This is a genomic window from Amycolatopsis sp. NPDC023774 (assembly GCF_040639695.1).
In the GTDB taxonomy this organism is placed as follows: domain Bacteria; phylum Actinomycetota; class Actinomycetes; order Mycobacteriales; family Pseudonocardiaceae; genus Amycolatopsis.
Map to the genome: position 1 here is coordinate 1 of NZ_JBFAAJ010000007.1, position 25,867 is coordinate 25,867.

Here is a 25,867-nt window from a genome sequence, read left to right on the forward strand (position 1 = left end):
CGGCGAGCTCGGCCACTGCACCCCAGCCCAGACCGAAGCCGACCACCGAGCATCACGCTACGATCAACCCCTCGAGCCTGCCCGGGCTCGGTGACAGACAACGAGACCTGCACCAGACCCGGGGCGCATCAGGTCTACGCCGGCGTCGACCCTGTGACTGGCAAGCGCCTCTACCTTGAGGAGTCGACGACCGACGAGCGCGAGGCCGAAAAGATCAGGACCCGGTTCCTCGCTGAGGTCAACGAAGAGCGCCACGCTCGTAGCCACGGCCTCTTCCGCGTTGCGATGCAGGACTGGCTCCGCCTCGCCGACCTCATCTCCTCGTGCGCCAGGCCGAACCGGTTCGTCACCGGCGAGTCCGCCAAGTACTTGCGGCCGTTGGCCGGACGCACCGTCGCGCGGACCAGCCACCGGGAGATCTGCACCGCTCCGAAAGCCGACCACGACTTCTCCCGGTCGTACAGCTCCTCCGCGGCCAGCCACAGGCGCGCGAAGTCGACCACCGGCACGTGCAGATTGCGTGGCGGGATCTTGTCGAATCGCGTCCGGTCGGCTCCATACCCCCAGGGTGACACGGGGCACCGACAGAAACACCAGCCCGAACGGGCCGGCACGCCCACGTCCGGTCACCTGCACTCACACCGCCCTCTGCGGGTGGAACACGGTGCCGCGTAAGCGCGGTCTGTGTCTTCGAGCTTCGCAGCCCGGCTTAGCACGGTCCTCCACTCACGATCAAGGGGTCCGAACACTTTTGAACCCGCAAAACGGCGTGGCTTCAAACTTTTCGGCCTGATCCCTTGATCGCGAGCCTCTGGGGCCGCGCCCGGCGCCGATAAGGGCGACGGCAAAAGCTGACGCCCCAGCACTACGGGCCGCGAAGAAAACCAGGCAGCACCAGCCCCACGACTTCCCGAGCCCGGCCGCCGGCCACCGGCGCCACCAAGAAAAAGGACCAAACATCGAGCAGCCGCTGCGGACCCAGACCTGCCGTCGCGAGACCGCCATGGTGATCCCGCCGTTCGTGTCCCCGCTGCGCGGCGCTGGCTCCATGACCACCGCCTACCCGGTGGACGGGCCGCTGCCCACCGTGTCGGCCCAGGGCAACCACCACGGGCTGGCCGGCCCGCCGGCCGACGCCGAACACACGCGCGTCCGACATGAGCCCGTCCACGCGATCGCCAGCGCCGGACACCAGTCGTCCGTCGGCTGGCCTGCCGGCCGCGCGACGGTCGAGCAGTCCACCTTCCGGATGCTCGCCCCGCACGAGATCGCCGCTGGCATGAGGTTCGCCAAGGACTAGAAAGTCAAAGGCTCCGACCGCGGCAACGCCGTCACCCCACCGGCCGCCGAAAACCTCATCTCCCGCACTTGCTGAAACGATCGGCGGACAGATGCTCGTTGCCTTAACCCGAGGTCTACCCTGAAAAATCGTCTCCGATCGCTGACCTACATGATTGCGACGTGACAGCAACCATGGGTACGCGCCGGACGTGGACTTGGGCGCACCCGGCAGCATGGCTCGTCTCAGGCTTGACATGGCTGGCCTGCGCGGTGATGACAGGATCCTCGCCAGCGACAACCATGCTGTGGATTGGCGCGATCATGTTGGGCGTCGTCGCGCCGGGCGTCGCTGTGGTGCGTTCCTGCCGCTGTGAGCCCGCTGCCCTGATCGAGGACGTGGGCTGGGGTGCGCCGATCGGGTGCGTAGTTGCGTTGCTCGGCTGGCTGGTGAGTGCGCTGCTCCCGTTTACCGTGCCGCCTTGGGTCTTCGGGCCCCTTGTCGTGCTCGTGACGTTGGTGTTCCCCGTCTCTCGAGCCAGGTTGCTGGCACGACCGGCTCCTGGGTGGGGCGCGGCTCCCAACCTGGTCATGGCCGGGGTCATGCTGGTGGTGATCGCGTGGATGACGATGGATTTCCTGCGGCGGACACCGGCAAGTCCTGGTGCCGCGGGCAGCGTCTACTACCCGGATTCGGTGTTCCAGCTTGCGGTGGTCGGCCAGTTGAGACACGCGGTGGGTCTGACGTACCCCCTAGTGCACGGTGAGCCCTATTCCTACCAGTGGTTCACCCACGCGATCCTGGCGCATCTCCTCGACAGCGGGGCTGATCCGTTCGATGTCGTGGTGCGTTTGGCCCCTGCGACCGTCCTGCCGGCAGTAGTGCTGACTACCGCAGTTGTGGCTCGCGATGTGGCGCGCCGCGTCTGGGCCGGGCCGATCGTCGCGATCCTGCTGGGTGTGGTGGGCACGACAGTGGTGACCTTGAGTGCCGAGGGCACGTCACTGTTTATGGTCCAGACTTACTGGTGGGCGAGCCTGACGGCGGCGTTCGGGTGGCTGCCGACGGTCGCGGTTGCCGGGTGCGCGATCGCATTGATCCGTGGCAGGGGAACAGGGACGACCGCTCCCGTGTCGCTCCTGGTCCCGCTGGCGGTGCTGGCGGCCGGTGCGAAGCCCTCAAATCTGGCGGTGCTTGCGGGTGGGGCCGCGCTGGCCGTGGTGGGTGCACTGGTACACCGCAAACCCGCGAAGCGTTCCTTGCTGGCGCTGGTGACACTGGCCGGAGTCATGCTCGTGGCGCTCGTGACGATATACAGCAGTGGCGACAATGGCCTCCACGTCGACGTGCTGGGCGGATTCCGTCGCCGGGCCGCCCAGATGTTTCCGGGCCTGGCCGGAGCGCAGCCGGATGATCTCGCGATGACCTTGGCGCCAGTGCCGACGATCACGGTTGTCGCGGGCGTTGTCCTGGCGTTCGGTCCGGTGTTGGTCAGGCTGGTCGGCCTGGCGTGTGCAGGCCGCACCGAGCGCCGCGATCCGGCGTGGTGGTTCATTCTCGGGACGGTGCTGGCCGGAGTCGGCGCGGTGGCGGTGTTGCGGCATCCGGGCGAGTCCGAGGCGTTCTTTTTGGTCTCTGCGTATCCGGTGGGACTCATCGGGTCAGCGTGGGGATTGTCAGTGCTCTGGGAGCGTCACCGTGGCAGGATGCCGGCACGGGCCGCCCTCATCGGCGGGTCAATCGGTGCCCTGGCGACAGCAGTATCCGCGATGATCTTCCCCGCCTCAGTACAAGCCCGGCTCGCGTCGCAGTTCGGTCACCCTCCCACGGCCGCAGACATGAGTCCGTTGCGGCAGGTCGCGCACTACCTGCTCCCGTTCGCCGTCACCGCCGCGATCCTGGCCGCCGCGGCCGCGCTCGCGTGGGTCGGCCTCCGCAACCGCGGCAGGGCCATGCTGTCCGTCGGAGCTGTCAGCGCACTGCTCGGCACCGGCCTGCTCAGCACAGGGATCTACCTGACTTCTGCCGCACCCACCTACAGCCAGGTGATGACCACGGCGGAGGTCAACCTGCGGATCACCGCAGACGAGATGGCGTCAGGGAAGTGGCTCGCTGAGCACTCCGGCAGCGACGATGTGCTCGCGGTCAACCGCGTCTGCACCCAACTTCAGACGAACATCTCGCTCCCCAACCCGTGCACCTCCAAGACCTTCGCCCTGGCCGCTATTTCTGGCCGAGACGAGTATGTCGGAGGTTGGGCATACGCCTCGCGCAATCTCAATACTGCGTGGGAAGCCACCACCGTGTGGAACGCTAGTCCGTTCTGGGACCCGGCGAAGCTTGCCAAAGAACAAGCCGCGTTCGTGGCGCCCACCAAACCTGGCCTCGACGAACTGTACGAAGCTGGCGTGCGGTGGCTTATCGCGGACTCCCGCGGAGTTCCGGCAGATCACACAACACTGGACGCTCTGGCCGCCAGAAGCTGGGCCAGCAGCACCGTCACCATCTGGCACCTCCACGAGTGAACGCCGGAGCAACGCGCCGCGCGAAACCACCCGCGGTCGCCCGTAGAGCTCCGACGCGTCACCGAACGTGTATAGCGTCGATCAGCCGGCGTGACGAGGCGACTGGATCGCTGACCTGGTCGACCCGGAGGCGGCCGACTACCACTCGGCTCGGGAACTCCCCGAGATCGCCGCAAGCAACGAATGGCTACCACGCTTGTGAAACACGCTCTAACCCGCGGCCTCCAGGCGTTGTGCGATCGCGCCTCGGGTCGGTGCGGGGGATTCCTTCGGCAGCTTTTCAACCGCGCGGGCGAACTCGTTCCAGTTCGCGGCTTCCCGCAGGCGGAACTCGGCCGATTTGAAGGTCGGGCTGGTCGTATCGATGCCCAGCGCCGGGTTCTTGAAGAAGCTGTGGTTGTTCTCCTGCGCCATGGTCTCCAGCATCGCCGTGAAGTAGCCCGCCAGCCGGTCGCCTGCTTCGGCCAGGTTGGTACGCGCTTGGCGCACGTCCGTGCGGAACTGGGCCATGATCTTGTCCGGGTCGGTCTCCTCCCAGGTCTTCTTCAGATGCTCGATGGCGCCGACGACCTGTTCCAGATTCTTGACCGCGTCGACCGGGTCGCCCGTCTTGACGGCCTCGACCAGCCCGGCAGTGCCGTAGAACATGGTCAGGGCGAAGTCGACCTTGGCGGCCGAGCGGTTCTTGGCCGCGTCCGTCAGTGCCTTGGTGATGTTCGCGGCGAGCGCTTCCGCGTTGTCCTCGCCGGTGCGCACCAGGAGTGCGTACTGCTCCAGCGTCTTGTCCAGGTACTGGACGTAGGCGGACTGGTTCCCGACGAACGTCTCCAGGTCGTTGAGCGTGGTCTTGACGGCCAGGGCACCCGCCCCGGTCCAGTCCTCGAGGCCGTCCCGGACGGACTTGAACTTGCCGTCCACGTCCTCGACGGTGACCGCCACAGGGGGGAGCTGCCCGCGGGCCTGGTCGGCGGCCTCGGCGGCGCCCGCCTGGTACCCGTGCAGCTGACCGAGCAGCTCGTAGGCCTCCCAGACGACCTCTTTCTTCTTCGCGGCGTCGATCGACAGCTGTCGCACGTACTCGTCGGTCTGGGTGCCCACACCCTCGATCACCGGCGGCGGCGTCTGCTTGAGCAGGATCTTCGCGCATTCCTCGATCACGCCGGCCAGCCGCAGGAACTCCGCGAAGAGCTGTTCCCGGTACTCCTCGTAACTGCCCATGGCCCCTATTCGTCCTGCCCGTCGGCGCGCGCGTAGAGCGCCTTGATCTTCAGCATGGCCGTGCCCGCGTAGTCCAGTTCGTCGACCACGTGTGTCTGGCGGCGCTCGGTGAGATCGGCCATCCGCGCGATCACGTTCTCGAGCTTGCGCAGCGGCAGGTTCTCCACGTCGCCCCGCAACAGTTCGTCCAAAGTGGATCCGTCGGTGAACTCGACGTTCGTGCGGCAGCGGTGCAGGTGGCCCGCGTTCTCCGCGGCCCAGCCCGCCGCGCCGGTCAGCGCCTTGCCGGCGGCCTCCAGCCCGGACAGGTCGACCTCGTAGCCGCCGCTCACGAACACCATCCCCATCCACTCGTTGCGACCGCGGCGCCGGACCAGCCCGCGTAGCTGATGCAGTCCGGCGCATACCCGCTCACCGCGGCGTAGTACTTGTAGTCGCCCTGGTCGATGAGGTTCCGGCTGGAATCCTCGGAGTCGCGGTACAGCCCGGCCATGGTGTCGGTCGGGGTCCCGATCGCGGTCCACTTGATCGTGGCGACGCAGTTGTAGCCGCCCGATTTGTACAGCAGGTACACACCCGCGTAGGCCTTGCCGTTCCACGTCGCAGGCCTCGAGTCGATCACCCGGTAGCCCGCCCCGCACACCTCCTCCGGGGTGTAGGGGTTGGTGGCGGCGTTCGCCGGGCTCACTGCCAGCCCGGCGAACAGCGCCAGCGTCCCGGCCAGCGTGACGGCCCTCCCCGTTCTCCGCCGCATTGCTCCCCCTCCGGTCGCTCCCCGCGGACGACAGAGAGTGTGACGTCCTGAGGCGAGGCGTCACCAGGTCAATTCCGGACAATGTCCGGTTGCGGTCACTCCAGCCAGCCCCGGCGGACCGCGGCGACCCCGGCGGCGAAGCGGCTGTCGACGCCGAGGATCTCCAGGATCGCGCCCACGTGGCGGCGGACCGTGCGGACCGCGGTGCCGGTCTGGCGCGCGATGGACTCGTCGGTCAGGCCCGCGGCCAGCAGGCGCAGGACCTTGTGCTGCGCGGGCGTCAGCTCGGCGTGGGCGGCCTCGCCGATGGCGCTGGTATCGGGCGCGGCCCACAGCGCGTCGAACCACTCGGCGAGCACCGCGAGCAGGGCGGGAGAGCGGATGTGCAGCGCGCCGTCGGCGCCGGTGCGGTCGATCGTCACCAGCGCGACGCTGTCGTCGACGTGCATCATCTTCACCGGCACCGACCGGCGGATCCGGGCCTGTTCCCCGGCCAGCACCGACTGCTCGATGCCGTGCGAGCCCCACGCGTCGGAGGCGTGGTCGGCGTCGTAAAGCATGCGGAACTCGACGCCGGCGGCGATCGCGTCCGGCGGTGGCAGGAGCAGGCCCTCGGTAGTCGGGTTGTGGCCGGAGCGGGCGTTGAACGTCGCGCGCAGCAGCCGCCGCGGTGACCGGTAGAGCCCGGCGGCCAGGCGTGCCATCTCGCCGGGGTCCCGCACGGCCTCCACGCCCTCGCCGTCCAGTTCGCCCGGGGTCAGGCCGGTGCTGGGCGCGACGAGGGTGGCGAACCGTTCCCACGAGTCGGCGAGGCCGCTCTGAAGGGCGGCGAGCTGCCGGTGCTGGCGGTCGAGCAGCCGCCGCAGCGCGATCGCCGGATGGACCACGCGCACGAACCGTTGCCGGTCGCCGGAACCGGCCAGGGTCACCAGGCCCGCGTCGAACAGCTCGCGGCCCGGATGCCCTTCGAGGTCGAACTCGCCCGGCCCGGTGCCCGCCGGGAGTACTCCCGCGGCGTGCAACCGGTCGTAGGCGTCCGCGGCGCCGTCCGACACCAACCCCGCCAGCACCTTCGCCGTCATGGACCCTCCCGTCGCGCGTGGAGGGACATCCTCCCGGGCACCCCCGGTGGTCGCCACCCACCCGGGTATGTTGATCACCGTCCCGGCGGAATCCGGATCCGATCCACAGATTTCTTGATTAGGCCGGCCCCGGCGTTTTTGCCACTAGTCGCGGAAGCTGCGACCCGGCCGGTTCGGGTCGAGTGCCAGGCGCTGCAGGGCCGAGCGGATGCTGTCTGGAGCTGCTCGGCCAGGCGCGCCACCGCCGCCCGCGGAGCCGACGCCACCTCGTCCGGCACGAACCACAGCCACGGCAACGAGCCGTTCCAGCTTCCCCAGGCACCGGGTGTCGAGGCGCAAGCCGGGTACTGCACGGAGCAATTGAACTCCCCCGAACAGCGCTGCCATTTGTTCGCCGGGTACGGCGTTCGCGCTCGTCGCTCTATCCGCAGCTGCTGAACGCGCTGAAGACCTGGCTCGACCAAGCCGCGCCCGTAGTCGGGGTCGCGTTAATCAGGACGTGAGTCCGGTCCGCTCCCGCGGTGCATGGAGGTCCGGCAACGGGTGAGACCAGTTACGCGCCTCGCGCGGCTGGCGAGGTAGAGGAGGCACCTCACCGACGTTGCTCTTGCTGGAGGTGAAGAGCGGTCCGGTGAATTCGCGCTCTGAGGCTGTCGAGCTTCCGGTTGTGGTCGCCCACTTCGTTGGGTTCGGCGGCGTAGTTGTTGCTGGGTTGAACGACCAGATCGTTGAAGCTGCCCATGCCGCTGTAGACGGCGAGGATTCGGGTGAGGCTATTCCCCTCAGCTCCACACCGCAGTAGACATGACTAAGACCAGGTCAGAGGGCATTTCCCCCGACCTGGCCTTCGTCGTACCAGGCGGCCGTACCTCCCGCCGTGGCCCCCTGCGTGCCCCTCGCCCCGGCCGCGCCCCGCCGACGGGCGCGCTTGCCCTGAGGGCGCTTGCGCGCCGACTCGATGTTGCGGCTCATCGAATCGGCGATCGTCTGGTCGCGCTCGCGCCGTGCACGCTGGTACCGCAGTGCGGCCCGCGTGGTCGAGTGGCCCATCCGGGCCATGAACTCACGCGTCGGCGCGCCACCTTCGGCGGCCGGCTCGTTGCCACTGTGGCGGAGGTCGTGGACGTGCACGTCGTCCGGGATGTTCGCGACGTTCTTTGCCTTCACCCACAGCCACCGGAAGTTGTGCCGACGCAGCCGGCCACCCTGCGGGCCAACGAACACCAGGCCGTCCGCGCCTGGCTCGGCGTACCGCTCGATGTGCTCGCGCAGTTCTGCCACGATGGCTCGGGGAATCGCGATGCGACGCTTTCCCGCCTCGCTCTTCGGCCCCTTGAGCCGCGGTGCGCCCTTCACTTCGGCTTGCGAGCGGAGGACGCGAACTTCCCGGCGCTGCAAATCGACGTCGCGCCGACGCAGTGCGGCCAGTTCGCCGAAACGCGGTGACGTGAACGTCGCCAGCCGCACAAGCATCCGGTAGCGCGGCTGCATTGCGTCGGCGAGCTTGTAGACCTGGCTATCGTGAGCACCGGACGTTCAGCAGAGTGGGTCCTCGCCCGCGCCCTTGATCCGGCACGGGTCGCGCTTCACGATCCTGTCCTCATCCACGGCCGTGTTGAATATCGCCCGCAGCACGCGGGACGTACGCCGGCGAACCCGAAGCGACCGAGTACTTGTACCAGCTGCGCACGATCCAGCGAACGTCATGACGCGTGCCCGCGCCCTTCGGGGCCGGCAAACGTCTTTGCTCGCGTTCGTCATGCCTCGATAGGGTGCCCTCCGTGCAGCCATCCGATCTTCTTACGGTTCGTGAGTCCTATGACCGGGTGGCCGACGTCTATGTGGAGCTTGGTGTGGGTCGGCTGGAGGAGGTGCCGTGGCTACGGGCCGCGCTTGCCGCCTTCGCCGAGTCCGTCCGCGGGCTCGGCCCGGTCCTGGACGTCGGCTGCGGTCCGGGCATCATCACTGCGCACCTCACCGAGCTCGGGCTAGACGCTGCGGGTGTCGACCTATCGCCGCGCATGGTCGAGCACGCCCGTCGACTTCACCCCGACCTGCGGTTTTCCGTCGCTTCGGCGACCGAGCTCGACCTCGCGCCGGCATCGCTCGGCGGCGTGCTCGGCTGGTGGTCGCTGTTCAACCTTCCGCGTGAGGCGCTTCCCGGTGTGCTTAGGACCTTCGCTGAGGCGCTCGTGCCCGGTGGCCAGGCGCTTGTCGGCACGCATGTCGGCGACGGCGACGTGCCGCCGACCACGGGTTATGGCGGCCTGCCGGTGTCCTGGACGACTCACCTGTACCGCCCCGAAGAGCTGGCCGGAATGCTGGCCGACGCCGGTCTTGAGTTGATCGCCGACCTGCGGATGCCTGCGCAGCCACCGCAGCAGCAGCGCCCGCAGGTGCTGCTCGCCGCGCGACGCTCGGCGCTGCCGGAGGCTAGCGGCCAGTAGCACGGGGAACAGTGCCGCAAAACAGCAGGTAGACCCAGCGTGAGATCTCGGCAGGTCGGCCCGGGTCTGCAGGCGGACATTCGCAAGGCGGGCGCAGGGGTTCGATTCCCCTCAGCTCCACCCGATCGACATCGCGACACCGCCAGGTCGGAGGCGTATCTCTGCACCTGGCCTTCGTCGTCTCACGCGGCTCTTCCGCCGTTCGTGCCCCGGCGTGCCCTCCGCTCGACTGCCGGTCGTGGTGATGGTGACGACGGTCGCGAGCGCGCCCTAGCGGCGGAATTCGAGCAGGCAGCGCTGCGGGGTCAGGTCCGTGACGGTGTCCAGCGTCAAGCCGTGGGCCGAGGCGAGCGCGAGGAACTCGTCGAGGTGGCGTTCGCGGCCACCGAAGATGGTGAGCATGGCGAGGGTGCTTTCGGTGTTCGCCTGGCGGCCGGTGACGGGTTCGACGACGAGGATGCGGCCCGTCGGGCCGGCGGCTTCGGCGCAGCGGGCCAGAATTCGGTGGGCGTGGGCGTCGTCCCAGTCGTGGAGGATGTCGACGAGCAGGTAGGCGTCGGCGCCGGGTGGGATTGGGTCGAAGAAGCTGCCGGCGGTGACCTGGGCGTCCAGGGAATGGGCGGCGAAGGTGCGGCGGGCGTCGGCGGCCGTCGGGGCCAGGTCGAGCAGGTGGCCGCGCAACCCGGGGTTCGCGGTGAGGATGGCGGCGAGGATGTCGCCCCGGCCGCCCCCGACGTCGACGATCGTCGAGAACCGCGACCAGTCGTAGCCGGAGACGATCTGCGGGATTTGCTCGTGGATGCGGAAGGTCATCTGGCGGTCGAAGGATTCCCGAAGGTGCTCGTCCTCGGCGAGATCGGCCCAGAAGTCCTGGCCGTAGCGGCGTGGGTAGGCGGCTTCGCCCGTGGTGATGCTGTGGGCGAGCTCGACGAACGCCAGCTCGGCGCGCCCCCCGGCGGTGTTCAGGTTCAGGAGCGTTTCGGTGAGGTCGTCGCCGAGGTTTTCGCTGTACGTGGTTGTGCGGTGGCCGGCGGGGGTGTGTTCGAGGACGCCGAGCGTTGTCAGGTGGTCGAGCAGGAGGCCGAGCGCGACGGCGTCCACCTGCAGCTCGGCGGCGAACTCGGCGGCCGGCGCGGGGATGCGCAGACGCCCCGGCAGGCCGAGGGTCACGGCGACGCGCAGCGCCATCGGCGTCGCGAGTCCGGCGAGGCGGCGCAGGGAGTTCGTATCGTCATGGGTCACGAAGATCTACTGTGCCGGGCTGGTCAACCGAAAAAGGAGAGCTGATGCGTCCCCACGTGCTGCTGAGCGTCGCGACGAGTGTCGACGGGGCGATCGACGACACGACCCCCGACCGGCTGCTGCTGTCCAACGCCGAGGACTTCGACCGCGTCGACCAGGTGCGCGCGGATTCCGACGCCATCCTGGTCGGCGTGGGCACGATCCGCGCCGACAACCCGCGGTTGCTGGTCAACAGCGAAGAACGCCGGGCCGAACGCCTGCGTGCCGGCAAGCCCGCGTACCCGCTGAAGGTGACCGTGACGGCGTCGGGTGACGTCGATCCGGAGTGGAAGTTTTGGCACCACGGTGGGGAAAAGCTCGTCTACACCACCGAAACGGGCGCCCCGACCGTGCGCGAACGGCTCGGTCGGCTCGCCGAAGTCGTCGCGCTCGGACCACAGGTCGACTTCGGTGTGCTGCTCGACGACCTCGGCCGTCGCGGCGTCCGGCGGCTCATGGTCGAGGGCGGCGGCCAGATCCACACCGCGTTCCTCTCGCAGAGCCTGGCCGACGAGATCCACCTCGCCATCGCGCCGCTCGTGGTCGGCGCCGCCGCCGCGCCGCGGTTCCTGCTGCCCGCGGTGTACCCGGGCGGGCGGATGAAACTGCTGGACACGCGGGCGATCGGTGACGTCGTGCTGATCCGCTACGCGCCCAAGGCCGGCTGAAAGGTCGCGCGCAGAGCGTCTTCGAGCGGGGTGTCGCCGCGCCAGGCGACGGTGCCGTCGGGGCGGAGCAGCACGGCCGGCAACGCGGTGTCTGCCTTGGCACGCACCAGGTTCACGCGTTCGGTCCAGCCGGCGGGCAGCTCGACCTCGCCGGTGAAATCGAGCACGACGGCGCGTCCGTCGCGCAGGAGCTCGGCCACGCGGGTCGGTCCGTCGGCGGTCAGAAGGTCCAGATCGGGCAGCCGCGCGGGATCGTCCAAACCGGACATCATCCCGGCGAGGTAGCGGTTGGTGTCGGGCAGGCGCACGAGGTCGGTGAAGATCTCGGTCAACGCGAGCAGGTCCGGGTCCGGATTCGGCACGGCGAGAACGCGTTGGGCAGACGTGTGGTGCAGCACGCGGGCGGCCTTCGGGCGGCGCTCGATTTGGTAGGTGTCGAGGAGGCTGTCCGCGGCTCCGTTCAGCGTCGCGGCGAGCTTCCAGCCGAGGTTGAACGCGTCCTGCACACCGAGATTGAGGCCCTGCCCGCCGAGCGGCGCGTGGATGTGGGCGGCGTCGCCGGCGAAGAAAACGGGGCCGTGGCGGTAGTTTTCGAGCTGGCGGGTGGCGTCGCTGAAGCGGGAGATCGTGAGCACCTCGGCCAGCGCGGTGGGTTCACCGTAGATCGCGGTGAGCGCCTGCTGCACGGCGTCCGCGGTCATCGGCGGCTCGACCTCATTCAGCCTGCCGTAGGTGAAGCGGTAGTGGTCGCCGCCGGTCGGCACGAGCATGCCCCAGTGGTCGGCGGTGGTCCTGGTCATCGTGCTCATGTGGCCGGCGCGCGAGGGCACCAGTTCGGAGACGGCCGACAGCCGCACGTCGGCGAGCACGGCTCGATACGTGCCAGGCCGGCCGGGGAACGGCAGGTTCAGCAGCTTGCGCACCGTGCTGTGCGCGCCGTCGCAGGCGACGGCGTACCGAGCGCGCAGGGCCCGGTCGGTGGTCACGGTGACACCGGCGTCGTCGGCCTGGATCGCGGTGACGGCCTGGCCGCGCAGCACGCGCGCGCCGCGGGCGGTCGCCGCCGCCTCCAGCACCTCCTCGACCTTCCACTGTGGAATGCCGATCGGGAGGGGATGCCTGGTCTGCCAAGGCGTGCAGTCGAGCGGTACGGGCAGCCCGGCGAAATGCCCGCCGACGGCGACACGCTCGAACTGCCGCTCGAGCATCGCGTCGAGCAGGCCCCGCACGTCGAGCAGCTCGGCGGTGCGTGGCTGGATCGTGCCGCCTTTCGTCTGCTCGATGCGCTCGGTCAGCTTCTCCACCACCACGACTTCGGCGCCGCCGAGGGCCAGCTCTTGCGCCAGCGTCAACCCGGTCGGGCCCGCTCCGACCACCACCACGTCCATAAAGCGCTCCTCAGTGCATAAGTATACTTAGTGCAATATAGCCCCGAGTGCACCCACGCGGTAGCCTTGTTTTCGTGGAAGAGCAGACCGGCCTGCGTGAGCGGAAGAAGCAGCGCACGCGCGAGGCGATCTCGAACGCCGCCCTCGAGCTGTTCTTCGAGCACGGCTTCGACCAGGTGTCGATCTCGCAGGTCGCGGCGGCCGCGGAGGTGTCGCGGCGGACGTTGTTCGCCTACTTCCGGGGCAAAGACGATCTCGTCCTGCACCGCATCGCAGACCACGAGCACGAGAGCGCGCGCGTGGTCCGCGCGCACCGCGACGCGCCGCTTCCCGCGCTGCGTGAGCATTTCCTCGACGGCCTGCGTCGCCACGAACCGATCACCGGGCTCTGCGACCTCCCGCAGGTGCTGGCGCTGTACCGCTTGATCATGGGCACGCCGACCCTGCTGCCGAGCCTGTTGCGGTTCCGGGAAAGCGGGGAACTGGCATTGGCGGCCGAGCTCGGTGAGTCACCGGACCTGTCGCCGCTGACCGCGCGCCTGGCGGCCGCGCAGATCGTGTCCGTGCAATGGCGGCTGTCGATGGACAACCACCACCGCATGGCGAACGGCGTCTCCGCGACCGACGCGTATCCCGACGCGGTCGCGGCGGCTGAACTGGGCTTCGACCTGCTGATGAACGGCCTGGGGACGCTCGGTAAGAGCTAGGTCCGGCGGACCCACAGGTCGTGTGGAGTCCGGCCCGGCCGGAACCCGCACGAAGTCGCCAACGCGGCGGCCTCGGCGAAAGCGTGGCCGACGAGTTCGGGTGCGTGGGCATCGCTGCCGTACGAGAGGATCCGGTCGCCCTCCGCGGCCCACCACAGCAGGACGTCGCGCGGCAGCGGGACTTTCGTGTTCAGCTCCAGAGCGCGGCCGCTGTCGGCCAAGGCGCGCAGGACCGTGCGGAACTCCTCCTCGAAGTCCGCGGCGACGAAGGGTTTCGACGAAGGCCAGGTGCGCAGCGCGTAGTCGATGTGGGCCAGGATCTCGAAATCGGCCGTCGACTCCACCAGGCCCAGCACCTCGCCCAGGTACGCGCGCAGCGTCGCGTCGGCCGGGCGGTCCGCGATCACACTCAGCTCGTAGTGGTGCGAACCCTCCGGCAGCGAGTGCACCGAGCCCAGCACCCGCTCGAAGTGGTGCGCCGCCAGCAACGCGTCCGCCTCGGGCCGGTGCCAGTGCGGCTCACTCAGCTCCACGCCCGACAGGATCCGCAGGTCCGGGAACCGCTCTCGGCACTCCTGCACGCGCGCGAGGTAACCCTCGACGTCGAGGGCCGGCGGCTCCAGCACGCCGTCGGTCCGCATCCGCACGCGGAAGTGATCAGGCAGGTGCGGCCGGATCGGCGGCGGGATGAGCCACGGCGTGAGGTCGGCGTGCTCCGTGAACGCCACCGACGGCAGGCCGAGCACGAGCGCGCGTTGGCACGACTGGACCATCGACCCGGTGACGGTGTCCCACGACCACTCGGTGTGGACGTGGCTGTCCTGCGGCAGCACGCCCTCACACTACGAGTTGGCCCGCAGCACCGAAATCGCGCGAACGGTGGCGTAGCCGCGCCATTCGAGCGCCGCCGCCGGTGAGAAGCTGGCGAAGTCGACCGTCCAGCCGCCGTCTTCGAGCTGCTGGGACTCGAGACGCTCGAGCTCGGCGGCGACCGCGGCGGGGTCGAGCACCTTGCGCGACGGCCCCGGGATCGGCGAGAAGTCCAGTGGCCGCAAGACCTCGTCCTCGCCGCCGCCGGCGACGTGGAGGATGCCGTCGGCCGGCAGGAACTTGCCGAGGTGGTCGAGGAGCTCGTCGGCCTCCGGGCGGGTGGCGTGCGCGGCGTCGAGGAACCGGATGGCGAACGACAGCTCGATCGCGTGCGGCTGCTCCTCCACCCGGGCGATGGCGTCCAGACACCTCGACACGGCCGCGGTGAGCCACGGGTGTTCCGCCACGGCCTTGTCGTGCGCCGCGACGCGCAACGCCGTCGACGCGACGAAAGCCGTGCTCTGGAGCGAGAACTTCGTCGGATCCGCGTCGGTCCAAAATGGAGCACTCCCGGCGCGGTCCGCGACGGGGAACGCGAACGGCAACCCACCACCTGGCAGCGACGCGGATTCCAGCCAGTCACACAGCTCCAGCGACAGCGGCGTGGTTTTCGGCGCGATGTCCTCGAACACCTCGAACGCGTGCAGCGCCCCGCCCGGTTGGCTCTCCGGCGCGCGTAGATCGGGCTCCAGGCCCCAGCCGTAACCGCCGTCGGCGTTGCGGTACCCCGCGACAGCCGAGAGCACAGCCTCCGCATCACCTGCGCCGAACAGCAGCTCGAACCGGCGGCGGTCGAGCACCCGCCCGTGCGTGGCGAGGAAGGACGCGGCAGCAGCGAGGTTCACAGTCATACGATCACCGTCGCACGCTCCCGCGCGCGCGTCTTGAACAGTTCGGACACCGGGGGACCGCTCATGACCGAAGAGCTCATCCGCGCCCTCCTGCGCGACCAGCACCCTGACCTCGTCGCGCTTCCGCTGCGCCATGCCGCCACCGGCTGGGACAACCAGCTCTGGCGCCTCGGCGACGACCTCGCCGTCCGGCTGCCGTACGCGACGGAACGCGCGTCCGACCTGCTGGTGAAGGAACACCGTTGGCTGCCTTCGCTCGCCTCGCTTCTTCCGCTTCCGGTTCCGACCCGCGTGCGCTTGGGTCTTCCATCGGAGCGGTTCCCGAAGCACTGGACCGTCGTCAGCTGGGTGCCCGGCACCCCGGCCGACCGCGCGCCGGTCACCCTCGATTCCGCCGACGCCCTGGGTGCCTTCCTCACGGCGCTCCACCGCGAGGCGCCTGTCGACGCCCCGGCCACCACCGACCGCGGCGTCCCCCTCGCAACATTCACGCCTGCACTGCCGACCCCGGCCCTGCGCACGATCTGGGCTGACGCCATCGCCGCTCCCGCCTGGTCCGGCCCGCCGGTCTGCCTCCACGGCGACCTCCACCCGGCCAACGTCGTCACCACGGACGGACCCTCTCCGGCGTCCTCGACTTCGGCGAGCTCTGCAGCGGCGACCCCGCGACGGACCTCGCCGCCGCCTGGGTGCTCCTCCCGGACGCGACGGGCTTCTTCGCCGCGTACACCGCGGACGACGCCACGATCCGGCGCGCCCGCGGCTGGGCTGTGCTGTTCGCGTCGCGGCTGGTGTCCATCGGCGAAGCCGGCCCACCCGGCGGGAAGCCGACGTGGGCTGTCGGCGGCCGGGCCGCGTTGGCGCGGCTGGAGGCCTGAAGGGCACGGCCCCGAGGAGGGCGTGTCGTGCCGGACCTGCGGGGCGTGAGGTCGGCCGTTCAGCTCCCACGGCAGGCGTGCGGCGCCGTTGGTTGGGGTGGCCGTCCAGATGGCGTCGGGGCGGTTTGCCTCGGCGAAGTCGGCTTCCCACCGGCGGGGAGCCGACGTGGGCGGACCGCGTTGGCGCGGCCGGACGCCTGACCGGCGCCGGCCGGGTCAGGGCCAGAGGCGTTCGCGGGTCCAGGCGTCGGCGGCGCGGAGGTAGCGGAGGCGGAGATGGCGGCGGTCGTGGGAGGCTTGCCAGAACTCGACCGTCGTGGGGGTGACGAGGTAGCGCGTCCAGGTTTTCGGGGCGGCGTCGGGGTTTTCGGCGACCCAGTGGGCGGCGGCGTCGGCGGCTTCGGTGAGGTTGGCGGGGTCCGGGAGGGGTTCGGACTGGTGGCCGATGAACGCCTCGACGCGGGAGGCGGGTGGGCGGGCCAGGAAGTCTTCCGCCGAGACCTCCGGGGCGGCCGGGACGACGGTGCCGCGCACGCGGACCTGCCGGCCGCGGCCGGGCCAGAAGAAGGTGAGGGCGGCGTGGGGGTTGGCGCCGAGCTGGTGACCCTTGGGGCTTTCCGAGCTGCTGGCGATGGCCCACGCGGACGGGGCGACGTCCTTGAGGATCACGACGCGGGCGTCGGGTAAGCCGTCGGAGTCCACTGTGGACAGAGTCACCGCGTGTGGGGCGAGGACGTGTTCGCCGGCCTCCGTGAGCCATTCGAGGAACAGCTCTTCGGGGGTTTCCGGGGCTGCGTCCGGGTCGAAGGGCGGGAGTTCTTCGGGGAAGGATTGCCAGCCGCGTAAGGAAACCATGTCACTGACCGTACGGTGGGCGGCCCGGTGGTGGGTAGTGCGGTGGCTGGGGGCCGGGCGGGCCGGCGGCCGGAGGCGGTGGGATCGGGGGCTGCCGGCCGGGTGGGATCTACCGGCCGGGGAAGCCGCCGGGGCCGGGGCCGCCGGTGGCGGGACCGGTCGCGCCGGGAACCGCGCCGGGATCGTTCGACGTGGGGCCAGAGGCGCCATACGGAGCGGCGGCGGAGCCTGAGCCGCCATCGCCAGGCGCGGCGTTGTACCCGGCCTGCTGGGCCTGCCACTGCGCTTGCCACTGCAGCTGCTGGTACGCCTCCGTCGGCTGCGGGAAGCAGAACAACAGCTTCGCGTTCACCGAACCCTGCACCGCCGCGCCCCAGAGCTTGCCGCCGACCCAGGCGTACGTCATGCCCGCGTATGGGTCCACGGCGACGCCGAACTGGTTGGCGGTTTTCGCCGACGCGGCGGTGGCGGCGTCGGGGTGCGCGCGGCCGACGAGGCCCGCGATGACGGCGGAGGCGGCCGTCCAGCCGACGGTGCCCTGCACGTGGGCGCGCGCGTGCTGCGTGGCGAGGCCGGTGAACTGGAACAACGTGTGCTCGTCGATCTCCGGGTAGGCGGCCGCGGCGACGCAGTAGTTCATGGTGGACAACATGATCGACTCGGTGAACAACCCGACGGCCGCGGTCACGGGTCCGATCTGGACGGTGCTGAGCTGCCCGCCGCTGCGCTGGACGCGCTCGGCCACCACCTGCAGGTACTGATCCGGCGTGAGCACTCGAACCCCTGACCGCGACAACCGACCACCCGGCGCCCATCGTCGCACGCCGGACGGCCAGTGCGGTCAAGCGGCGGGGACGGTGCCGGTGGCCGGGGCCTCACGGGTTCGGCGGAACAAGTCGGTCAGCGCCCAGCGGCCGCCGCCGGTGAAGGCGAGCAGGAGGAAGGCCCAGGCGAAGATGGCGGCCTGCTCGCCGCCGTTCTCGATGGGGAGCACGGCCTTGCCGACGTGCACGGTGAAGTACGCGAAGGCCATGGAACCGGAGCAGATCACGGCGGCGACGCGCGTGCCGATGCCGAGCGTCACGGCCGCGCCGCCGACGAGCTGGATCAGCGCGGCCCACCAGCCGGGCCACGTGCCGACGGCCGTGGCGTGGTGCCCCCAGAGGCCGAACACGGTCGAAGCACCGTGGCAGAAGAAGAGGAACCCGAGCACGACACGGAAGAGTGCGAGGACGTGGTCCCGGCCTTTGTCGAAGAGTTTCACGGCTGTCGTCTCCCGGGCAGTCGGAATATACGTGACTGCCAGGGCAGGTAAGCCAACCCTCATCTATCACCACAGGGAGTGAAGGCCCCTTACTCGCTGGAACTCGAACCTTTCGCTCTTCACTCTCGTGTGACTGGACATGATTGACTGTGCGCGCTATGCGACGAATCCTCGCTCTCGCGCCCGCCCTGGCGTTGCTCGCCGGCTGCAGCATGTCGACTCCCCTCGCGGGCACCGCGCAACCCGCGCCGCCGCCGACCACCGAACACGCGGCTGAGCCCGGCCTGCCACCCGATCCGCGGCCGGCCCGGGAAGCGAAGTGCCCGTACCTCTCGGCCGAGACGGTGCAGGACGCGAACGGCCAGCACGTGACGACCGTACGCGTGTCCGACGACAAGCCGCACCCGTCGTGCTTCTTCTACCGCCCCGACGGCGGGCTCCAGGTCACCGTGCAGGTGTACGTGGGCACGAAGGACGTCGCGACGAAACTGGTCAACCGCGCCGCGCCCGTGGACACCTCGAACCCGGCTTCCGACCCCGCCGGGTGGAAGGGCGGCTACCAGCCGGCCGGTGACGGAGTGGTGTACGCGGTCTCGAAGGGGGAAGCCGCAGTCATCGTGACGAGTAATCAGCAGCAGAGCATCAAAGCACGCACAGTGGCCAAGAAGGCTATCGCGGCCCTGAAGCTCTGAGTAGTGGCCTCCACACGGGTGAGTGAAGTTGATCTTGTATTACCCTGTGCGGCACGCGCAGGCCCTGGAGCACTCGCGCGGGCGGGTGCCCGTCCGGCACCACAAGCACTTCGCCATCTCTACGACAAGGACAAGATTCGTGGCTGACACCCTCAAGGAAATCCTGCTCGACTCCAGCCGTCGCCCGTCGGTCGTGACCGACCTCGAGGGCCTCGTGGACGCCGAGGTCTCCGACAAGGGCGGGGTCTCCGGCGCCGTCGTGAAGACCGGCTTCGCCGCCGTCAAGAAGATCAAGCCGGGCATCATCCCCTCGGCGGTCGACAGCCTGCTGGACGACTTCGCCGGTGCCCTCGAGCCGTTCTACGGCGACTTCCGCGCCCAGGGCGGCAGCGACTTCGGTGCCTACCTGACCAGCCGCTCCGACGCGGCGGCCGACGCCCTGCTGAGCGTCACCGACTCGCGCGCCGACCGCAGCAGCCGCGACAGCATCAAGAAGGTCTACTCGAAGCTGCGTCCGGGCGGCAAGAAGAACGTCGAGGAGGCCCTGCCCCGCCTCGGCCAGCTCATCGACAAGCACGCCGCGATGGCCTGATCTGGCTCAGTAGCAACGGAAGAGGGCCCCGGGATCGCCGTCCCGGGGCCCTCTTCGCGTCTGGTTCAGTTCTTCTTCTCGGCGGCCGGCGTGCTGGGTGCCTTGCCGTTGCTCGCCGGAGACGGCTGGGTCTCCGAAGCGGGCTTCGCCGGGGGAGCCGGCGGGGTGGCCTTCGGCGGCGCCGGGGCGACCGGCGGCTCCTGCTGGCGCGACTTCAGCGCCACGGCCGTGCCCACGGCGACGGCACCCAGGCCGAGCACCCACGGCCAGCGGCGGCGCTTGCGCATGCCCTTGGCCGCCGACTTCGCCTCGACCAGCGCCGCGCGGAAGTCCTTCTTCGCGGCCTTGAAGTCCTTCTTGCCCCGGCGCTTCGACTCACCGGCGGACTTCGCGGCCTTGATGGCGGCCTTCTTCGCCTTGCGACCGGGCTTCTTCAGCTCGGCGATGCGGGCGAGGGCTTCCTTGCGAGCCGCGGCCGAGCTCTTCTTGAGCTCCTTGCGCGTCAGCTCGGTCTTCTTCGCGAGCTTCTTGCGTGCCCGGCGGCTCTGCTTGGCGAACTCCTCGGCGCCGGCTTCCGCGGCCTTCGCCGCCGAAGCCGCCCCCGCCTTGCCCGCTTCGGTGGCTCGCTTGCGCAGGCCGACCGCGCCGGACTTCACCGACTCGCCCACCGAATCTGCGGCCCGGGTCATGGCCTTCACCTCACCAATCGTTTTGATATCGCTCTGTTGCCCGTAACCTATCGTGCCCTTTTTCCCGGCGTAACGCTGTGTCTTCCCCCAACGGGAACCGGTGAAACCTCGGGAAATGCCCATCTTCCTGCGGTCCTGCCTCCAGGTTCCCCCGTGGCGAGCCCCCTGAACCCCCCAAATGTGGGAAGGGATGGCACGATGGCGACGTGACTGAAAGCGCCCGCAAGGCCACCCTGCACACCAATCAGGGTGACATCCACGTGAACCTGCTCCCCGACCACGCGCCGAAGACGGTCGCGAACTTCGTGGGGCTGGCCGACGGCTCCAAGGAGTACACGCAGCCGAACGCGCAGGGCACGAACTCCGGCCCGTTCTACGACGGCTCGATCTTCCACCGGGTCATCGACGGCTTCATGATCCAGGGCGGCGACCCGACCGGCACCGGTCGCGGCGGCCCCGGCTACAAGTTCGGCGACGAGTTCCACCCCGAGCTGCAGTTCAACAAGCCCTACCTGCTGGCGATGGCGAACGCCGGGCCCGGCACCAACGGCTCGCAGTTCTTCATCACCGTCTCACCCACGACCCACCTCAACTTCAAGCACACGATCTTCGGCGAGGTGGCGGACCAGGAGTCCCGCAACGTCGTCGACGCGATCGCGCGCGCGGCGACCGGCCCGGCGGACAAGCCGCTGTCCGACGTCGTCATCGAGAAGGTCACCATCGAGGCCTGAGGCCGTCTCGGGGGGATTTCGGTAGGTTGGAGTCATCGTGAACCAACCGCCGAATCCCCCCGCGTACCCTCCGCAGGCCGCGCTGCCCGGTTGCTGGTGGCACCCCGACCGCCCGACCGGCCTCAGCTGTGCGCGCTGTGGGCGTCCGGCGTGCCCCGACTGCCTTCGGGAAGCCCCCGTCGGCTTCCAGTGCACCGACTGCGTTCACGCCGGCTCGCAGCAGACGCGGCAGCAGCACCGCGAGTACCAGAACTCCGGCATGGGCACACGCACGATCGCGGGAGCCCGGCCGACGAACTCCACGGTGGTCACGACCACGTTGCTCACGGTCAACGTGCTGATCTACCTGATCACGGTGATCCAGGCGAAGAGCCTGTTCGACAACGGCGATGCGCCGATCCAGCAGCTCGGTGAACTTTGGACCATTCCCACGCTCGGCGGCGGTGAGTGGTGGCGAATCTTCACCTCCGGGTTCCTGCACTACGGGCCGCTCCACATCGCCGTGAACATGTTCTCGCTATGGATGCTGGGCCGGGCACTGGAACAGGTCTTCGGCAAGGCCCGGTTCCTCGCGATCTACTTCGTCTCGATGTTCGGCGCGTCCACGGCTGTGTTGCTGTTCGACGTGCCCAACCGGCCGTCGGCCGGTGCCTCCGGCGCCCTGTTCGGGCTCATGGGCGCCTACGCGGTGATCATCGTGAAGCTCAAGCTGAACCCCACCGGGCTCATCGTGAACCTGGCGATCAACGCCTTCATCACCTTCTCGATCCCCGGTATCTCGATCCTCGCGCACGTCGGCGGCCTCGTCACGGGCGCGCTCGTGACCGCGGCGGTGCTGTACGCGCCGGAGCGCAACCGTGCGCGCTGGCAGGCGATCGGGATCGGGATCATCGTTGTGGCGTTCATCGGGCTGGTGCTCTACCGCGGCGCCCAGATCCCTTCGGCCGACTGCCGACTCGGCACGGTGCGCGGCGTCGAGACTTACCTCTGCAGCCGGGCAGCCGGCTAGAACGCACCGCGCAGCGCGGTGAGCGCGTCGAGGACGTCGCGCGGGTCTTCGCCGAGGTCGACGCGGCCGAAGATGTAGAGCTCGTCGTCGTGTTCCAGCTCCAGCGTGACGCCGTCGCGGCCCAGCCTGCGGGTGGTGCGCAGCTGGATGCCGGTGCGGTCCCACGGCAGGCGGTGCGTACCGCCGAGTGTGCGGGCGATCAGGCCCTCGGCGTCGACGGACAGCCGCGGGCGCACCACGCTCCAGTGCACCGCGAACGCCCCGACCGCCACGGTGGCGAGCCCCATGAGGACCGCGCCCTTGCCGTCGCCGAAGACCGCGTCGAGCACCGCGCCGGCGAGCAGCAGAACCGTGACCAGCCAGGCCACTACCACAAGGGCCGAACGAGGGGCCCACGAGGTGGGGTAGTTATCCACAGAGGTTATCCACACTGGGGATGAGTCACACCGGTGTAATTCGGTGTCAAGCAGCCATCCGGAGTAATGATCAGCGCCAGCGCATAGTCATGAGCAGGCCGACGATCATCGCCGCGAAACCGATGCCGAAGTTCCAGTTCCCGAGAGAGGTCAGGAACGAAATCTTGTCGCCGGCGATGTAGTTCACGATGAGCCACAGCAGCCCGAGGAGCATGAGGCCGAACATGACGATCTTGTAGAACAGGTTCGACGGGCCCGCGGCCTTGACCTTCACCGGCGTCCGGCGATCAACGGGCGGGGTGTACGCGGTCTTCTTGCGGACCTTGGACTTCGGCATCGTGTTCCTCGCGTGCTGTTCTGGCTCTGCCTGGTGGCGGTGCCTGTTCGCGGGCGTCCCGCTCGTCGGGTTGCGCAACCAGCGCCACGTGAACACGTTAACGTAAACGACGGCTCCAGAGCACCGGGCGGGAGCGGTCGGATTTCCGGACTGTGACAATAGCGCCACCGGCAGTTCCACCGGCGGCGCGAGAGGAGCTTGCGTGACGACGCGGGATTGGCCGGGTGAAGACGACCGCCGCCGCCCCTCGGGAGGGCCCGACGGCCAGCGGCGACGCCAGCCGCCGCCCGGTGCCGACGGCGCCGCGAGACCTCGCAGGCAGCCTCCGGAGGACCCCACCTCGAGAGTGCCGCAGCCTCCGCGCCGTGTTGCGGGTGACCCGGCGCGCAGGCAGGCCGACCAGCGCAGATCACCCGAACAGAGCAGGCAGCCGCGTCCCACTCAGCAGTACGGCACCGAGCCAGGGCGGACTGACCAGCGCCCGGCGCCGGGCGCGGACGCCGGCGCCCGCCGGGGTGCCGGTGAGCTGGGCGTCGGCGGGCCAGGTGCGGCCGGCCGCCGCGGCCCCGGCCGTCGTGGCGCCGCGCCGGGCGCGGAGGCACCGATGGCCGCTGGACCCGACGCCGGTGGACCCCCCAGCGAGCCAGGCGGGCGCGCGCGTGCCGAGGGACCCGGCACGGCGCCCCGTGGCACTGAGCGGGCTGGGAACCCACCTTCCGAGCGCATGGGCACGCCGCCCCGTGGCACCGAACGTGCCGGCAACCCGCCCACCGAGCGCATGGGCACGCCGCCCCGCGGGACCGGCCGCCCGACGCAGCCGACACGGGGCGGCGGGCCTGGGCCGGATTCCCGGCGCAGGCCCCGGCCCGTCGTAGCCGACCAGCCGACGGAGGTCTTCGCCGCCGTCGAGGCCGGTGGCACCACCGCGGTGAAGGAGAAGGCCGCGCCCGCGCCGCTGGGCAAGAGCGGCGTCGCGATCCGCACGGCCGGCGAAATCCTCATCACGCTCGGCCTGGTCGTGCTGCTGTTCATGGTCTACGAGGTCTACGTGACCGACCTCTTCTCGGCCGAGAAGCAGTCGGCGGCGAGCGACCAGCTCCAGGGCGACTGGGCTCAGGACCGCACGCTGCACCCCGGGCTCGTCGACGGCAAGGCGTTCGCGCGCATCCACATCCCGGAGTTCGGCGCCGACTTCAACTTCACGATCCAGGAGGGCACCGGCGAGGACTCGCTCGCCATCGGCCCCGGCCACTACAAGGGCACGGCGCTGCCCGGCGAGCCCGGCAACTTCGGCGTCGCCGGCCACCGCGTGGGCAAGGGCGCGCCGTTCAACGACCTGGACAACCTCAGCTCGTGTGACCAGATCGTGATCGAGACGCAGACCGACTTCTACATCTACAAGGTGCTGCCCTACGACGACGAGATATCGGGCTGGAGCAGCGGGAAGGGCGCGCAGCCGGAGTGCAAGGGCGTGTCGACGCTGCGCAACCCGAGCATCCCGGGCGGCGGTCCGTACGACCAGACGTTCGGCCGCAAGGTCGTGCTCCCGAGCCAGGGCGACGCCGTGAACCCGGTGCCGTACAAGCCGGCCGACACGCTGCCGAAGGCGCAGGAGGCTTCGCTGCTCACGCTCACCACGTGCCACCCGCAGTTCTCCGCCAAACAGCGGCTGATCATCACGTCCGTGCTCACGCAGCAGGTGCCGAAGTCCCAGGTGGCCGACTACGGGAAGCTGCTGACCGAGATCGGCGGTGCCGCCTGATGTACGCGTGGATCTGGCGGCGCCTGCCGGGACCGTTCGCGGCGAAGCTGGCGATCGCCGTCGTGCTGGTGCTCGGCATCATCGCCCTGCTGATGTTCGTGGTGTTCCCGTGGCTCGACCCGCTGCTGCCGTTCAACGAAGTGTCGGTGGACAACTGAGGCACAGCCGCTTCGGCGTCTTCCTCGTCTCCGGGCGGTTCCCGGGGCAGGAGGACGCCGAAGTGCTGCTCAGGACCGTGCGCGCGGCCGAGGCCGCCGAGGCGGCGGGCTTCGACGACGTCTGGCTCGCCGAGCACCACTTCCTGCCCTACGGCGTGTGCCCGTCGGCGATCACGCTCGCCGCGCACGTCCTCGGGCGCACGTCGCGGATCGCCGTCGGTACGGCCGTGAGCGTGCTGTCGACGACGCATCCGGTGGCGCTCGCGGAACAGTGGTCGATGCTCGACGCGGTTTCGGGCGGCCGGCTGCGTCTCGGCGTCGGGCGCGGCGGGCCGTGGCAGGACCTGGAGGTGTTCGGCACCGGGCTCACACGCTTCGAGAGCGGTTTCGAGGAGTCGCTGGACGTGCTGCTGCGCGCGGCTTCGGGAGTCGCGTCCGCAGCGGGTGAGCAGTTCACGTTCCGCGAGGTGCCGCTGGTGCCGGTGCCGCGGCGGCGACCGGAAGTGATTGTGGCGGCCGGCGGGCTGAAGTCCGACGCCGTGCGCCTGGCCGCCGAACGCGGGTTGCCCATGCTGCTCGGGCTGCACGCCGGTGACGACGAGAAAGCGGCGACCGTCGAGGCGTACGGCGGGCACAGCGACCACGTGTCCACGGTTCTCTGCCAGGTCGGCGACAGCCGTGCGGCGGCGGTCGACGTGGTGCGGAAGTCGTTGCCCGGCTGGCTTTCCGACGGGCTCGGCGCGCACGTGACAGTGGACGGCCGGCCCGGTCCGTCGCGTGATCCGCACGAGTACACCGAGTACCTGTGCGAGATCCACCCCGTCGGCGATCCCGACTACTGCACGGCGACCCTGGAAACGAGCCTCCGGCGCACCGGGGCCGCCCACGTGATCATGTTCGTGGAAGCGTCCGGTACGCCGGAGGGCACGGAGGAGAACATCGCGCGGATCGGCGCTGAAGTGCTGCCCGCGCTCAGGGTTTCAAAAGCAGGACTTAACAGTCACGCAGCTCCGGGCTCTGGTTGAGCAGCTGCCCGCGCACCGACACGAACGCTCGATAGCGGTCACCGTCCACTTCGGACGTCCGGAACACGGCAACCCGGTGGCAGTTCTGGAAAGCGAGCTTCACGCCGAAGTGGCGCTCGAGCCCGCCGCGGATGGCGTCGGAGGCCAGCGCACGCAGCAGCTGCCCGCGGGCGGCCTCGCTCGGCGGCGGCGTCTCGTTGTCGGCGAAGCCGTCCGGCGCGCCGTCGGCCTCGGCGATCACGCCCGTGATCACTTCCCACGCGTAGGGCAGCGACTCCCGCACGCAGGCGACGAACTCGGCGTCGGAGACCTCCCCGCGCTCGGCCTTCTCCAGCAGCGCAGGCGATACGTCCAGAGACAAGACAACCTCCATGGTGAGTGGTTCCCCC

Annotated in this window: 28 protein-coding genes and 2 pseudogenes; 13 read left to right on the plus strand and 17 right to left on the minus strand. The window is 69.7% G+C overall.

The window, feature by feature from the left end; all coding sequences use genetic code 11:
* Nucleotides 1–170 precede the first annotated feature (170 nt).
* On the minus strand, nucleotides 171–509 hold the full coding sequence (locus AB0F91_RS17555; RefSeq protein WP_360598577.1) for a hypothetical protein: 339 nt from the start codon (nucleotides 507–509) through the stop codon (nucleotides 171–173).
* Between the two features lie 539 nt (nucleotides 510–1,048).
* Here AB0F91_RS17555 and AB0F91_RS17560 point away from each other — a divergent pair.
* Together AB0F91_RS17560 and AB0F91_RS17565 are read left to right on the plus strand one after the other, a co-directional pair.
* Complete coding sequence (locus AB0F91_RS17560) at nucleotides 1,049–1,300, plus strand: hypothetical protein (protein WP_360598578.1); 252 nt, start codon at nucleotides 1,049–1,051, stop codon at nucleotides 1,298–1,300.
* A 230-nt stretch (nucleotides 1,301–1,530) separates the two neighbouring features.
* Nucleotides 1,531–3,804: a hypothetical protein gene (locus tag AB0F91_RS17565; RefSeq protein ID WP_360598579.1), complete on the plus strand. Its 2,274-nt coding sequence runs from the start codon at nucleotides 1,531–1,533 to the stop codon at nucleotides 3,802–3,804.
* A gap of 210 nt (nucleotides 3,805–4,014) precedes the next feature.
* Here AB0F91_RS17565 and AB0F91_RS17570 read toward each other — a convergent pair whose 3' ends face one another.
* The 5 genes and pseudogenes from AB0F91_RS17570 to AB0F91_RS17590 form a co-directional block, all read right to left on the minus strand.
* Nucleotides 4,015–5,022 (minus strand): hypothetical protein, encoded by a 1,008-nt coding sequence (locus tag AB0F91_RS17570; RefSeq protein WP_360598580.1) that lies wholly within the window; start codon nucleotides 5,020–5,022, stop codon nucleotides 4,015–4,017.
* 5 nt (nucleotides 5,023–5,027) lie between these two features.
* Nucleotides 5,028–5,369 (minus strand): hypothetical protein, encoded by a 342-nt coding sequence (locus tag AB0F91_RS17575; protein ID WP_360598581.1) that lies wholly within the window; start codon nucleotides 5,367–5,369, stop codon nucleotides 5,028–5,030.
* A complete protein-coding gene (locus AB0F91_RS17580; RefSeq protein ID WP_360598582.1) occupies nucleotides 5,351–5,776 on the minus strand; it encodes a hypothetical protein in 426 nt (141 codons plus the stop codon). The genes AB0F91_RS17575 and AB0F91_RS17580 overlap by 19 nt, the downstream gene beginning before the upstream one ends.
* Nucleotides 5,777–5,871: 95 nt before the next feature.
* Nucleotides 5,872–6,858 (minus strand): LuxR C-terminal-related transcriptional regulator, encoded by a 987-nt coding sequence (locus tag AB0F91_RS17585; RefSeq protein WP_360598583.1) that lies wholly within the window; start codon nucleotides 6,856–6,858, stop codon nucleotides 5,872–5,874.
* A gap of 819 nt (nucleotides 6,859–7,677) precedes the next feature.
* A pseudogene (locus tag AB0F91_RS17590) lies at nucleotides 7,678–8,364 on the minus strand (tyrosine-type recombinase/integrase); the annotation flags it as partial.
* Nucleotides 8,365–8,639: 275 nt separating this feature from the next.
* On the opposite strand from AB0F91_RS17590, the gene AB0F91_RS17595 reads away from it, so the two are divergent.
* Nucleotides 8,640–9,305 carry a class I SAM-dependent methyltransferase gene (locus AB0F91_RS17595; protein ID WP_360598584.1) on the plus strand — a complete coding sequence of 222 codons (666 nt, stop codon included), beginning with the start codon at nucleotides 8,640–8,642 and terminating at the stop codon, nucleotides 9,303–9,305.
* A 270-nt stretch (nucleotides 9,306–9,575) separates the two neighbouring features.
* On the opposite strand, the gene AB0F91_RS17600 is transcribed toward AB0F91_RS17595, so the two are convergent.
* Complete coding sequence (locus tag AB0F91_RS17600; protein WP_360598585.1) at nucleotides 9,576–10,547, minus strand: methyltransferase; 972 nt, start codon at nucleotides 10,545–10,547, stop codon at nucleotides 9,576–9,578.
* 44 nt (nucleotides 10,548–10,591) lie between these two features.
* Between AB0F91_RS17600 and AB0F91_RS17605 the strand changes: the two genes are divergently transcribed.
* Complete coding sequence (locus AB0F91_RS17605; RefSeq protein WP_360598586.1) at nucleotides 10,592–11,254, plus strand: dihydrofolate reductase family protein; 663 nt, start codon at nucleotides 10,592–10,594, stop codon at nucleotides 11,252–11,254.
* Here the strand turns inward: AB0F91_RS17605 and AB0F91_RS17610 are convergent.
* A complete protein-coding gene (locus AB0F91_RS17610; protein WP_360598587.1) occupies nucleotides 11,233–12,642 on the minus strand; it encodes an FAD-dependent monooxygenase in 1,410 nt (469 codons plus the stop codon). The genes AB0F91_RS17605 and AB0F91_RS17610 overlap by 22 nt on opposite strands.
* A gap of 74 nt (nucleotides 12,643–12,716) precedes the next feature.
* Between AB0F91_RS17610 and AB0F91_RS17615 the strand changes: the two genes are divergently transcribed.
* Nucleotides 12,717–13,349 (plus strand): TetR family transcriptional regulator, encoded by a 633-nt coding sequence (locus AB0F91_RS17615; RefSeq protein ID WP_360598588.1) that lies wholly within the window; start codon nucleotides 12,717–12,719, stop codon nucleotides 13,347–13,349.
* Here AB0F91_RS17615 and AB0F91_RS17620 read toward each other — a convergent pair.
* Together AB0F91_RS17620 and AB0F91_RS17625 are read right to left on the minus strand one after the other, a co-directional pair.
* On the minus strand, nucleotides 13,346–14,182 hold the full coding sequence (locus AB0F91_RS17620; protein WP_360598589.1) for a PHP domain-containing protein: 837 nt from the start codon (nucleotides 14,180–14,182) through the stop codon (nucleotides 13,346–13,348). The genes AB0F91_RS17615 and AB0F91_RS17620 overlap by 4 nt on opposite strands.
* A gap of 9 nt (nucleotides 14,183–14,191) precedes the next feature.
* Nucleotides 14,192–15,070, minus strand: a complete 879-nt coding sequence (locus tag AB0F91_RS17625) for a hypothetical protein (RefSeq protein WP_360598590.1) — start codon at nucleotides 15,068–15,070, stop codon at nucleotides 14,192–14,194.
* Nucleotides 15,071–15,133: 63 nt separating this feature from the next.
* Here AB0F91_RS17625 and AB0F91_RS17630 point away from each other — a divergent pair.
* A pseudogene (locus AB0F91_RS17630) lies at nucleotides 15,134–15,948 on the plus strand (phosphotransferase).
* 216 nt (nucleotides 15,949–16,164) lie between these two features.
* Here AB0F91_RS17630 and AB0F91_RS17635 read toward each other — a convergent pair.
* The 3 genes from AB0F91_RS17635 to AB0F91_RS17645 all read right to left on the minus strand — a co-directional run bounded on the left by AB0F91_RS17635 (nucleotide 16,165) and on the right by AB0F91_RS17645 (nucleotide 18,067).
* A complete protein-coding gene (locus tag AB0F91_RS17635) occupies nucleotides 16,165–16,803 on the minus strand; it encodes a pyridoxal 5'-phosphate synthase (RefSeq protein ID WP_360598591.1) in 639 nt (212 codons plus the stop codon).
* A gap of 109 nt (nucleotides 16,804–16,912) precedes the next feature.
* Nucleotides 16,913–17,578, minus strand: a complete 666-nt coding sequence (locus tag AB0F91_RS17640; RefSeq protein ID WP_360598592.1) for a hypothetical protein — start codon at nucleotides 17,576–17,578, stop codon at nucleotides 16,913–16,915.
* 66 nt (nucleotides 17,579–17,644) lie between these two features.
* The gene (locus AB0F91_RS17645; RefSeq protein WP_360598593.1) at nucleotides 17,645–18,067 is read right to left on the minus strand and encodes a DoxX family protein; all 423 of its coding nucleotides are present in this window, start codon (nucleotides 18,065–18,067) and stop codon (nucleotides 17,645–17,647) included.
* A gap of 158 nt (nucleotides 18,068–18,225) precedes the next feature.
* On the opposite strand from AB0F91_RS17645, the gene AB0F91_RS17650 reads away from it, so the two are divergent.
* Complete coding sequence (locus AB0F91_RS17650; RefSeq protein WP_360598594.1) at nucleotides 18,226–18,759, plus strand: DUF2020 domain-containing protein; 534 nt, start codon at nucleotides 18,226–18,228, stop codon at nucleotides 18,757–18,759.
* A 139-nt stretch (nucleotides 18,760–18,898) separates the two neighbouring features.
* A complete protein-coding gene (locus tag AB0F91_RS17655; protein ID WP_360598595.1) occupies nucleotides 18,899–19,351 on the plus strand; it encodes a hypothetical protein in 453 nt (150 codons plus the stop codon).
* 65 nt (nucleotides 19,352–19,416) lie between these two features.
* Here the strand turns inward: AB0F91_RS17655 and AB0F91_RS17660 are convergent, their stop codons facing one another.
* The gene (locus AB0F91_RS17660) at nucleotides 19,417–20,040 is read right to left on the minus strand and encodes a hypothetical protein (RefSeq protein ID WP_360598596.1); all 624 of its coding nucleotides are present in this window, start codon (nucleotides 20,038–20,040) and stop codon (nucleotides 19,417–19,419) included.
* Between the two features lie 206 nt (nucleotides 20,041–20,246).
* On the opposite strand from AB0F91_RS17660, the gene AB0F91_RS17665 reads away from it, so the two are divergent.
* Entirely contained in the window at nucleotides 20,247–20,771 is a 525-nt protein-coding gene (locus AB0F91_RS17665) for a peptidylprolyl isomerase (RefSeq protein ID WP_285971318.1), read from the plus strand.
* A gap of 259 nt (nucleotides 20,772–21,030) precedes the next feature.
* Entirely contained in the window at nucleotides 21,031–21,780 is a 750-nt protein-coding gene (locus AB0F91_RS17670; protein ID WP_360598597.1) for a rhomboid family intramembrane serine protease, read from the plus strand.
* Here AB0F91_RS17670 and AB0F91_RS17675 read toward each other — a convergent pair.
* On the minus strand, nucleotides 21,777–22,148 hold the full coding sequence (locus tag AB0F91_RS17675) for a PH domain-containing protein (protein ID WP_360598598.1): 372 nt from the start codon (nucleotides 22,146–22,148) through the stop codon (nucleotides 21,777–21,779). The two genes, AB0F91_RS17670 and AB0F91_RS17675, sit on opposite strands and share 4 nt — an antisense overlap.
* A 118-nt stretch (nucleotides 22,149–22,266) precedes the next feature.
* Nucleotides 22,267–22,533, minus strand: coding sequence for a cell division protein CrgA (gene crgA / locus AB0F91_RS17680; protein WP_220245435.1), 267 nt, complete (start codon nucleotides 22,531–22,533; stop codon nucleotides 22,267–22,269).
* Nucleotides 22,534–23,257: 724 nt separating this feature from the next.
* Between crgA and AB0F91_RS17685 the strand changes: the two genes are divergently transcribed.
* Genes AB0F91_RS17685 through AB0F91_RS17695 form a run of 3 tightly spaced genes read left to right on the plus strand, consistent with a single transcriptional unit; the run spans nucleotide 23,258 to nucleotide 25,478 of the window.
* Nucleotides 23,258–24,295 (plus strand): class E sortase, encoded by a 1,038-nt coding sequence (locus AB0F91_RS17685; RefSeq protein WP_360598599.1) that lies wholly within the window; start codon nucleotides 23,258–23,260, stop codon nucleotides 24,293–24,295.
* On the plus strand, nucleotides 24,295–24,453 hold the full coding sequence (locus tag AB0F91_RS17690) for a hypothetical protein (RefSeq protein WP_220245437.1): 159 nt from the start codon (nucleotides 24,295–24,297) through the stop codon (nucleotides 24,451–24,453). Before AB0F91_RS17685 ends, AB0F91_RS17690 begins: the two co-directional genes overlap by 1 nt.
* Nucleotides 24,405–25,478 carry an LLM class flavin-dependent oxidoreductase gene (locus AB0F91_RS17695; RefSeq protein WP_360598600.1) on the plus strand — a complete coding sequence of 358 codons (1,074 nt, stop codon included), beginning with the start codon at nucleotides 24,405–24,407 and terminating at the stop codon, nucleotides 25,476–25,478. Before AB0F91_RS17690 ends, AB0F91_RS17695 begins: the two co-directional genes overlap by 49 nt.
* Here AB0F91_RS17695 and AB0F91_RS17700 read toward each other — a convergent pair.
* A complete protein-coding gene (locus AB0F91_RS17700; protein WP_360598601.1) occupies nucleotides 25,447–25,839 on the minus strand; it encodes an SCO5389 family protein in 393 nt (130 codons plus the stop codon). The genes AB0F91_RS17695 and AB0F91_RS17700 overlap by 32 nt on opposite strands.
* Nucleotides 25,840–25,867 lie beyond the last annotated feature (28 nt).